Annotated in this window: 9 protein-coding genes; 4 read left to right on the top strand and 5 right to left on the bottom strand. The window is 71.2% G+C overall.

All coding sequences use genetic code 11. The features are described 5' to 3' along the window. Positions 1 to 288: 288 nt before the first annotated feature. Positions 289 to 1,767: a 30S ribosomal protein S1 gene (gene rpsA, locus ABGB16_RS19685; RefSeq protein WP_347669546.1), complete on the bottom strand. Its 1,479-nt coding sequence runs from the start codon at positions 1,765 to 1,767 to the stop codon at positions 289 to 291. A 345-nt stretch (positions 1,768 to 2,112) separates the two neighbouring features. On the opposite strand from rpsA, the gene ABGB16_RS19680 reads away from it, so the two are divergent. The 4 genes from ABGB16_RS19680 (at position 2,113) to ABGB16_RS19665 (ending at position 4,277) form a co-directional block, all read left to right on the top strand. Continuing rightward, positions 2,113 to 2,919 carry a class I SAM-dependent methyltransferase gene (locus ABGB16_RS19680; RefSeq protein WP_347669545.1) on the top strand — a complete coding sequence of 269 codons (807 nt, stop codon included), beginning with the start codon at positions 2,113 to 2,115 and terminating at the stop codon, positions 2,917 to 2,919. Positions 2,920 to 2,974: 55 nt separating this feature from the next. Beyond that, positions 2,975 to 3,577: a Uma2 family endonuclease gene (locus ABGB16_RS19675; protein ID WP_347669544.1), complete on the top strand. Its 603-nt coding sequence runs from the start codon at positions 2,975 to 2,977 to the stop codon at positions 3,575 to 3,577. Between the two features lie 63 nt (positions 3,578 to 3,640). Then, positions 3,641 to 3,859 (top strand): DUF2945 domain-containing protein, encoded by a 219-nt coding sequence (locus ABGB16_RS19670; RefSeq protein WP_347669543.1) that lies wholly within the window; start codon positions 3,641 to 3,643, stop codon positions 3,857 to 3,859. Then, positions 3,846 to 4,277: a DUF3140 domain-containing protein gene (locus ABGB16_RS19665; RefSeq protein ID WP_347669542.1), complete on the top strand. Its 432-nt coding sequence runs from the start codon at positions 3,846 to 3,848 to the stop codon at positions 4,275 to 4,277. Before ABGB16_RS19670 ends, ABGB16_RS19665 begins: the two co-directional genes overlap by 14 nt. Before the next feature lie 96 nt (positions 4,278 to 4,373). Here ABGB16_RS19665 and polA read toward each other — a convergent pair whose 3' ends face one another. The 4 genes from polA to ABGB16_RS19645 all read right to left on the bottom strand — a co-directional run bounded on the left by polA (position 4,374) and on the right by ABGB16_RS19645 (position 9,831). Next, positions 4,374 to 7,073, bottom strand: a complete 2,700-nt coding sequence (gene polA, locus ABGB16_RS19660; protein ID WP_347669541.1) for a DNA polymerase I — start codon at positions 7,071 to 7,073, stop codon at positions 4,374 to 4,376. Between the two features lie 80 nt (positions 7,074 to 7,153). Continuing rightward, the gene (locus tag ABGB16_RS19655; RefSeq protein ID WP_347669540.1) at positions 7,154 to 7,963 is read right to left on the bottom strand and encodes an amino acid ABC transporter ATP-binding protein; all 810 of its coding nucleotides are present in this window, start codon (positions 7,961 to 7,963) and stop codon (positions 7,154 to 7,156) included. Then, a complete protein-coding gene (locus ABGB16_RS19650) occupies positions 7,960 to 8,919 on the bottom strand; it encodes an amino acid ABC transporter permease (RefSeq protein WP_347669539.1) in 960 nt (319 codons plus the stop codon). Before ABGB16_RS19650 ends, ABGB16_RS19655 begins: the two co-directional genes overlap by 4 nt. Positions 8,920 to 8,925: 6 nt before the next feature. Beyond that, the gene (locus tag ABGB16_RS19645; protein WP_347669538.1) at positions 8,926 to 9,831 is read right to left on the bottom strand and encodes an ABC transporter substrate-binding protein; all 906 of its coding nucleotides are present in this window, start codon (positions 9,829 to 9,831) and stop codon (positions 8,926 to 8,928) included. Between the last annotated feature and the right edge of the window lie 13 nt (positions 9,832 to 9,844).

Here is a 9,844-nt window from a genome sequence, read left to right as displayed (position 1 = left end):
GCCCTGCCCCGCTCCCCGTTCCGCCCCCGCCCTGCCCGCCCCCGCGATCTTGCACTTACGGCCCCGACAAAACAGCTATAACAGCAATAGCAGGGGCACAAAGTGCCCCTGCTATGTGCGGGGACGTGGCGGCGGTGCCGCTCCCGGTCGCCCGGGAGACGCGGGGCGGAACGGCGAAGGCCCCGCCCCCGACGACCCGGTATACCGGATCGTGGGGACGGGGCCCATCGTCGTCAGTGGCAACTCGCCCCGCGCGTCAGCCGCGCCGAGCCGGAGTCGTCACCAGGGTCACTTGCCGCCGGCGAGCTTCTCCCGCAGAGCGGCGAGCGCCTCGTCGGTGGCCAGGGTGCCCGCCGGCTCCTCGGCCTGCCGGCTCGGGGCCGCGGCGGCACCGCCGGACACGGCCGGAGCCGGGTTGGCAGCGGCCTCGGCCTCGGCGGCACGGGAGTTCTGCACCTGCTTGGTGTGGGCCTCCCAGCGCTGGCGCGCCTCGGCGTACTGCTGCTCCCACGCCTCGCGCTGCTTCTCGTACCCCTCGAGCCACTCGCCCGTCTCCGGGTCGAAGCCCTCCGGGTAGATGTAGTTGCCCTCGGCGTCGTAGGTCGCGGCCATGCCGTAGAGGGTCGGGTCGAAGTGCTCCTCGCCCTCGACGAAGCCCTCGTTGGCCTGCTTCAGCGACAGCGAGATCCGGCGGCGCTCCAGGTCGATGTCGATGACCTTGACCATGACCTCGGAGCCGACCTGGACGACCTGCTCCGGGATCTCGACGTGGCGCTCGGCCAGCTCGGAGATGTGGACCAGGCCCTCGATGCCGTCGTCCACCCGGACGAAGGCGCCGAACGGCACCAGCTTGGTGACCTTACCCGGCACGATCTGCTGGATCGCGTGGGTGCGGGCGAACTGCCGCCACGGGTCCTCCTGGGTCGCCTTCAGCGACAGCGAGACCCGCTCGCGGTCCAGGTCGACGTCCAGGACCTCGACCTCGACCTCCTGGCCCACCTCGACGACCTCGGACGGGTGGTCGATGTGCTTCCAGGACAGCTCGGAGACGTGCACCAGGCCGTCCACGCCGCCCAGGTCGACGAACGCGCCGAAGTTGACGATCGAGGACACGACGCCCTTGCGGACCTGGCCCTTCTGCAGCTTGTTGAGGAACTCGGTGCGCACCTCGGACTGCGTCTGCTCCAGCCAGGCCCGGCGGGACAGGACCACGTTGTTGCGGTTCTTGTCCAGCTCGATGATCTTGGCCTCGAGCTCGCGGCCGACGTACGGCTGCAGGTCGCGCACCCGCCGCATCTCGACCAGGGAGGCGGGCAGGAAGCCCCGCAGCCCGATGTCGAGGATGAGACCACCCTTGACGACCTCGATGACCGAGCCGCGGACGACACCGTCCTCGTCCTTGATCTTCTCGATCGTGCCCCAGGCCCGCTCGTACTGCGCCCGCTTCTTCGAGAGGATCAGGCGACCCTCCTTGTCCTCCTTCTGGAGGACGAGGGCCTCGATGTGGTCACCGACCGAAACGACCTCGGCAGGGTCCACGTCGTGCTTGATCGACAACTCCCGCGAGGGGATGACGCCCTCGGTCTTGTAGCCGATGTCGAGCAGGACCTCGTCCCGATCGACCTTGACGACGGTGCCTTCGACAATGTCGCCGTCGTTGAAGTACTTGATGGTCTCGTCGATCGCGGCGAGGAAAGCCTCCTCGGAACCGAGATCGTCGTGGGTGACCCGGGTGGCGCTCGAGGGGGCCTCGATGCTGCTCGTCATGTGGGCGGTTGCTCCGGTCGGATGTTTTGTCACAGCAGGCTGGTGTCGCGGTGACCTGTTCGCGCCAGCGGATCCGTCGCCGGGCACACCGAACGATCGCTCAGTGGGATCATGTGATGTGGCTCCGTTGACCGCGCACCTGCTCCCTGCCGAGGCACACGATCCGCGAGCGCATCGTCTAGCCTACCCGCTGCATTACCACAGCGTGCAAGCCCTCCCGCCCTCTCGCCGGCGCGTCAGCTGCGAAAGCGGAGATTTCGGCTGCAAGGAGTCCCCGCTGTCTCACACGTCACAGCTGTCACTCCGGTGGCGGGTGGCAGCCGCCCGGGGCCTAGCGTGACGGGCGTGGACGACGACAGCCGGGTGACCCGGCGCCGGGTGGGCGACGCGGAGGCCCGTCGGGCCAACCGCGGCTGGTGGGACGCCGACGCCGACGACTACCAGGCCGAGCACGGGGCCTTCCTGGGCGACGTGGACTTCGTGTGGTGCCCGGAGGGGCTGCGGGAGGCCGACGCCGGGCTGCTCGGCGACGTCACCGGGCGGCGGGTGCTGGAGCTGGGCTGCGGGGCGGCCGCCGCCGCCCGCTGGCTGGCCACCCGCGGGGCCCGGCCGGTCGCGCTGGACCTCTCCGCCGGGATGCTGCGGCACGCCGCCGCCGCGGCCGACCGCACGGGGGTACGCGTCCCGCTGGTGCAGGCCGACGCGCTGGCCCTGCCCTTCCCCGACGCGGCGTTCGACACCGCCTGCACGGCGTTCGGGGCGATCCCGTTCGTGGCCGACTCGGCGGCGGTGATGCGCGAGGTGTTCCGGGTGCTGCGCCCCGGCGGCCGGTGGGTGTTCTCGGTGACCCACCCGATGCGGTGGATCTTCCTGGACGACCCGGGCGAGCGGGGCCTGGTCGCGGTGCACTCGTACTTCGACCGCGACCCCTACGTCGAGCTGGACGAGGCCGGCGAGGCGACCTACGTCGAGCAGCACCGGACCCTGGGCGACCGGGTGCGGGAGCTGGTCGGCGCGGGGTTCCGGCTGGTCGACCTGGTGGAGCCGGAGTGGCCCGAGGGGCACGAGGGGATCTGGGGGCAGTGGAGCCCGCTGCGCGGCCGCCTCTTCCCCGGCACCGCGATCTTCGTCGCCGAGAGGCCCGCGGGCTGACGGGTCGCACGCGCGGTGCGACGTGCGCGGTTCCGCGCGGGGTTACCCTGGCCAGGTGAGCGCCGAGCCGATCGCGACACCACCTGGCCCCTGGTGTCCGGACCCGATGCGGCAGCAGCGTGCCGACTACACGCTGGAGGACCTGCTCAGCCTGCCGGACGACGCCCCCCGCGTCGAGCTCGTCGACGGAGTCATCCAGGTGACACCCTCCCCCACCCTCGGCCACCAGGACATCTCCCTGCTCCTCGCCCGCTGGTTGTTGCAGCACGCACCAGCCGACCTGCGGGTCGCCCAGGCGGTCGGAGTCGAGCTGAGTTCCAACACCAGTCGGCAACCCGACGTGCTGCTGCGCCGGTCCGGACTGCCGGCCGAGACGTCCACACTCAAGCCGGCGGACGTGGTGCTCGCCGTCGAGATCGTCTCGCCGGGGACCCGGCGGACAGACCGGTTCGCCAAGCCCGGCGAGTACGCCGCGGCGGGCATCCCCCACTACTGGCGCATCGAGCAGAACCCGGTGCACCTCTACGCGTACCGGCTGAGCGGCCAGCTCAACCTGAGCCGCGAGCGGCAGTACGAACTGGTCGCCGACAGCGCGGAGCTGGTCGAGCTGACCGAGCCGTTCGACATCAAACTGCCGATCGCCGAGATCACCCCCTGACACCGGCGACCGGCACGCCCGGGCCCGCCGTTTCCGGGCACCGCCGCCGGGTACCCGGCGGACATGGCCGAGAAGGAGTTCCGCGAGGGCGACCACGTCTCCTGGGCCAGTCACAGCGGCCGGGCGCACGGCGTGGTCAAGGAGAAGCTGATCGACCGGACGCACGTGCGGGGGCACACGGTCAACGCGTCCCCGGAGCACCCGCAGTACCGCATCCGCAACGACGACTCGGGCCGGGACGTCGCGCACAGGCCGGAGGTGCTGCGCCGTGAGGAAGGGTGACCAGGGCCGGGACACGTACCGCGAGTTCACCGAGGCGGTGAACATGAGGCCCGGCGAGCTGTCGAGGTGGCTGGAGACCGAGGAGTCCCAGCACGTCGGCTGGCGCAGGAAGGGCAAGGCGAGCGGGGAGTCGGTCGGGCACGAGTCGGGCCGGCGGATCGTGGGCCTGCTGCGCCGCAAGCGCTCCGAGCTGTCGGAGGCGGACTTCACGCACATGCGCAAGGTCATCGGGTACGTCCGCCGGCACATGGCACAGCGCCCCTCGGGCGACGTACGCGCCACGAAGTGGCGGTGGTCGCTGATGAACTGGGGCCACGACCCGCTCAAGGCCCCGCTGCCGCCGCCGGGCGGCCCGTCCCGCCGGGCCCTGGAGCGGCACGGCGCCCCGCCGAAGGAGCGCCGGGGACCGGGTCGGTAGATCGACCCCCGCGTCGGCGACATGGCGGGGTCCGGGCGGCCCGGATACCGCCATGTCGCCGACATGGAGAACCGGGCGGGCCCCGGCGCGCGCGGGTCAGTGGCCGGCGCTGTTCCAGTCGCGGCCCTCGCCGACGGAGACCTCCAGCGGCACCGACAGCGGGTACGCCCCACCCATCTCCCGGCGCACCAGCGCCTCCAGGGTCTCCCGCTCGCCCGTGGCGACCTCGAAGACCAGTTCGTCGTGCACCTGCAGCAGCATCCGGGAGCGCAGCCCCGCCTCGCGCAGCGCGGCGTCGACGCGCAGCATGGCGACCTTGATGATGTCGGCCGCGGAGCCCTGGATCGGGGCGTTGAGCGCCATCCGCTCGGCCATCTCCCGGCGCTGCCGGTTGTCGCTGACCAGGTCGGGAAGGTATCGCCGGCGGCCCAGGATGGTCGAGGTGTAGCCGTCGTGGCGGGCCCGGGCGACCACCTCGTGCAGGTAGTCGCGGACGCCGCCGAAGCCGGCGAAGTAGTTGTCCATCAGCCCGCGCGCCTCCTCGGCGCTGATGCCGAGCTGCTGGGACAGGCCGAACGCGCTCAGCCCGTACGCCAGGCCGTAGTTCATCGCCTTGATCTTGCGCCGCTGGTCGGCGGTGACCTCCCCGACCGGCACCCCGAAGACCGACGAGGCGGTCGCGGCGTGGAAGTCGGCGCCGGAGTTGAACGCCTCGATCAGCGCGTCGTCCGACGACAGGTGCGCCATGAGCCGCATCTCGATCTGGCTGTAGTCGGCGGTGAGCAGGCAGTCGTAGCCCTCCCCCACCACGAAGGCGCGCCGGATGCGCCGGCCCTCCTCGGTGCGGATCGGGATGTTCTGCAGGTTCGGCTCGGTGGAGGAGAGCCGCCCGGTGGCCGCCACGGTCTGGTTGAACGTGGTGTGGATGCGCCCGTCCTCGGAGACCGACTTGAGCAGGCCGTCGACGGTCGACTTGAGCTTGGCCACGTCCCGGTGCCGCAGCAGGTGCTCCAGGACCGGGTGCGGGTTCTGCGCGTACAGCCACTGCACCGCGTCCGCGTCGGTGGTGTAGCCGGTCTTGATCTTCTTGGTCTTGGGCAGGCCCAGCTCGCCGAAGAGGATCTCCTGGAGCTGCTTGGGTGATCCCAGGTTGAACTCGCGCCCCACGGCGGCGTACGCGCCCTGCGCGGCGGCCTTCACCTCGGCGGCGAAGTGCGCCTCCAGCTCCGACAGGTACTGCGTGTCGGCGGCGATGCCGATGCCCTCCATGCCGGCGAGGACCCGCATCAGGGGCAGCTCCACCCCGGCCATCAGCCGCGCGGACTGCTCACCGTCGCGGGACAGCTCGGCGTCGATCGCGTCGGCCAGGTCGAGGGTGGCCCGGGCCTGGAGCATCAGGTTCTGCTCGACCTCGCCGTCGTCGCCCAGCCCCTCGAAGGTGAGCTGGCCGGTGTCCGGGGTGTCGACCCGCAACTCCCGGTGCAGGTAGCGCAGCGCGAGGTCGGTCAGGTCGTACGATCGCTGGTCGGGACGGGCCAGGTACGCGGCGATCTGGGTGTCGCGGGCGATCCCGTCCAGCGACCAGCCGTGCGTGGCGAACGCGAGCACGGCGGGCTTGCTGTCGTGCAGCACCTTGGGGCGCCCGGCGTCGGCCAACCAGGCGGCCAGGGCCGACTCGTCGGCCGGGTCGAGGCGGGCCGGGTCGAACCAGACCGCCGCGCCCCCGGCGGTGGCGAGCGCCATGCCGAGCACCGAGGCGGTGTGCCGCCGGTTGGGGCCGGTGTCGAGCTTGACCGCCACCCCGACGGGGGTGCCGGCCGAGGCGTGCGCCGCCAGCCACCCGGCCAGCGCGCCGGGCTCGGTGAGCACCTCGCCCGTCAGGTCGAACCCGGCCTCGGCCTCCGGCTCCACGGCCTCCAGGTACTGGTAGAGGCGGTCGCGCAGGATGCGGAACTCCAGCGTGTCGAAGACCTGGTGCACGGCCTCCCGGTCCCACCCGGCCCAGCGGGCGTCCTCGGGGCGGATCGGCAGCTCCAGGTCGGAGACCAGGCAGTTGATCTCGTAGTTGCGGATCACGTCGGCCAACCGCTCGCGCAGGTTGTCGCCGGCCTTGCCCTTGATCTCGTCGGCGCGGGCCACGACGCCCTCGACCCCGCCGTACATGTTGATCCACTTGGCGGCGGTCTTCGGCCCGACGCCGGGGACGCCGGGCAGGTTGTCGCTGGTCTCGCCGACCAGGGCGGCGAGATCGCGGTAGCGCTGCGGGCCGACGCCGTACTTCGCCTCGACGGCGGCGGCGTCCATCCGGGCCAGGTCGGAGACGCCCTTGCGCGGGTAGAGCACGGTGATCGAGTCGTCGACGAGCTGGAACGCGTCCCGGTCGCCGGTGGTGATGAGCACCGACATGCCCTGGTCACGGGCCTGACAGGCGAGGGTGGCGATGAGGTCGTCGGCCTCGTAGCCCTCCTGCTCCACCACCGGGATGCGCAGCGCGGCCAGGACCTCCTTGACCAGGCTGACCTGGCCCTTGAAGTCCGTCGGGGTCTCGCTGCGGCCCGCCTTGTACTCGGCGTACTTCTCCGTGCGGAAGGAGCGGCGGGACACGTCGAAGGCGACGACGATGTGGGTCGGCTGCTCGTCGCGCAGCACGTTGATCAGCATGGAGGTGAAGCCGTAGACGGCGTTCGTCGGCTGCCCTGTCGTGGTGGAGAAGTTCTCCACCGGCAGGGCGAAGAACGCCCGGTATGCCAGGGAGTGTCCGTCGACGAGGAGCAGGCGCGGCGTCGTAGCTGTCACGCAGCGACTCTAGCCCGCCGCTCTGACACTCCCGTACAGCGGCACGTCCCGGCGCGGGCGTGCCCGCGCCGGGACCCGGCCTACAGCACCTTGGCCAGGAACGCCCTGGTCCGCTCGTGCTTCGGGTCGGCGATCACCTCGCGCGGGTTGCCCGACTCGACCACCACGCCGCCGTCCATGAAGACCAGCGAGTCGCCGACCTCCCGGGCGAAGCCGATCTCGTGGGTCACCACGATCATCGTCATGCCGTCGCGGGCCAGGTCCTTCATCACGTCCAGGACCTCGCCCACCAGCTCCGGGTCGAGCGCGCTGGTCGGCTCGTCGAACAGCATCAGCTTCGGCTGCATCGCCAGCGCCCGGGCGATCGCCACCCGCTGCTGCTGGCCGCCGGAGAGCTGACCCGGGTACGCCCCGAGCTTGTCGCCCAGCCCCACCCGGTCCAGCAGCGCCGCGGCCCGCTCCCGGGCGGCGGCCTTCTTCTCCCGCCCCAGCAGCACCGGCGCCTCGATGACGTTCTGCAGCACCGTCATGTGCGGGAACAGGTTGAACCGCTGGAACACCATGCCGATCGCCCGGCGCTGCGCGGCCACCTCCTTCTCCCGCAGCTCGTGCAGCTTCCCGCCGCGCTGCTGGTAGCCGATCAGCTCGCCGTCCACCCAGATCCGGCCGGCGTTGATCTTCTCCAGGTGGTTGATGCAGCGCAGGAAGGTCGACTTGCCCGACCCGGAGGGGCCCAGCAGGCAGCACACCTCGCCCGCGCGGACCTCCAGGTCGATGCCCTTGAGCACGTCGAGCGGCCCGAACGACTTGTGCACCTGCTCGGCGCGGACCATGACGCCCGACTCGGCGGCCGGGGCGCCCGCCTGCGCGGGAACCTTCAGCTCGGTCATCGGGCCGCACCCCCGCCGAGGGCACGCAGCCGCGCCCGGGCCTGGCCGGTGGCGCCGTAGCCCCGGCCGAAGTGCCGCTCCAGGAAGTACTGCCCGACCAGCAGGACGCTGGTCAGCGCCAGGTACCACAGGCAGGCGGCGACGTACATCGGGAAGATCTGGAAGGTCCGCTTCCCCACCGCGTCGAGCTGGAAGAACAGCTCGACGCTGACCGGCACGTACAGCAGCAGCGAGGTGTCCTTGAGCATGGCGATGGTCTCGTTGCCGGTCGGCGGGATGATCACCCGCATGGCCTGCGGCAGCACCACCCGGCGCAGCAGTTGGCCCCGGCTCATGCCCAGCGCCTGCGCGGCCTCGGTCTGCCCGGGGTCCACCGACTGGATGCCGGCCCGGACGATCTCGGCCATGTACGCGGCCTCGGACAGCGCGAGCCCCAGCAGGCCGGCCATGAACCCGGTGAGGATGTCCCGGGAGGAGAACCCGAACAGCCGCAGCTGGAGGTTGTCGATGCCGAACAGCTGGCCGAGCTGGGTGTCGAACGGCACCCCGAACTCGATCCGGCTCCACAGGATGCCGATGTTGCCGAAGACGGCCAGCAGCACCAGCCGGGGCACGGCGCGGAAGAACCAGGTGTAGAGCCAGGCCACCCCGCGCAGGATCGGGTTGTCGGACAGGCGCATCACCGCGACCACCACGCCGAGCGTGACGCCGATCAGCATCGCGCTGACCGTCATCAGCACGGTGCCGCGCAGCAGGCCCTCGATGATCGGCGGACGGAACATCTTGTCCACCATGAACGACCAGTTGAACGCCTGGTTGGTGACCAGCACGTGGACGAACATCGCGGCCAGCACGCCCAGCACGGCCACCGCGACCCAGCGCCCCGGGTGCCGTACGGGCACGGCCTGGATCGGCTCCGGCCGCGCCCGTACGGTAGTCGCTTCCTCGGACTTCATGTCGGGTTACGGGTTGACCGCGGGGTCCGTGATCGCGCCGTCGGCCACCTTCCACTTGTCCAGCACCGTCTTGTACGACCCGTCGGCGATCAGCGCCTTGGTCGCCTCCCGGACGGCCTCGGCGAACGCCGCCTGGTCCTTGGCCACGACGTAGCCGTACGGCGCGGCCTCGTACTGCTTGTCGAGCAGTTCGAGGGCGTCGTTGGACTGGGTCACCGCGTACACGCCGACCGGGTAGTCGGCGAGCATCGCGTCGTCCTTGCCGGAGACCACCGCGGCGGTCGCGGCGTCCTGGCCCGGGAACTGGTCGATGCTGATCGCGGGCTTGCCGGCGTCGGTGCACGCCTTGGACCGCTTCTGGATGTCCTCGACCTGGACGGTGTCCTTCTGCACGGCGATCTTCTTGCCGCAGGCGTTGTCGAGGGTGACGCCGGCCGGGTTGCCCTTCTTGGTCACCCACTGGGTGCCGACCTGGAAGTAGCTGACCATGTTGGCCTGGCCCTTGCGCTCGTCGTTGATCGTGAACGACGAGACGCCGACCTCGTACTTGCCGGTGTTGACGCCGGTGATGATGTCACCGAACGGCGCCGAGACGAACTCCGCCTTCAGGCCGAGCTTCTGGGCGACCGCGGTGAACAGCTCCACGTCGAAGCCGATCGCCGTCTTGCCGTCGGTGTCGAGGAACTCCGCCGGGGCGTACGTGGTGTCGCTGCCGACGATGATCTTGCCGTCGGCCTTGATCGCGGCCGGCACCTTGTCGGCCAGGGACGTGTCCGCCGACGCGCTGACGGCGGGACCCGCGCCGGGCTGCTCGGTGCCCTCCTCCTCGCCGCAGGCGGCGAGAGAGAGCAGCAGCGCGGCCGCGCCCGCGGCGCCGAGCGCCGCCCGCCGGCCACCGTTGAGCTGGAACATGAGGGGAACTCCT

It is taken from the genome of Micromonospora sp. B11E3 (genome assembly GCF_039871625.1).
Taxonomy (GTDB): Bacteria; Actinomycetota; Actinomycetes; order Mycobacteriales; family Micromonosporaceae; genus Micromonospora.
This window is presented reverse-complemented; position numbering and strand designations above follow the sequence as displayed.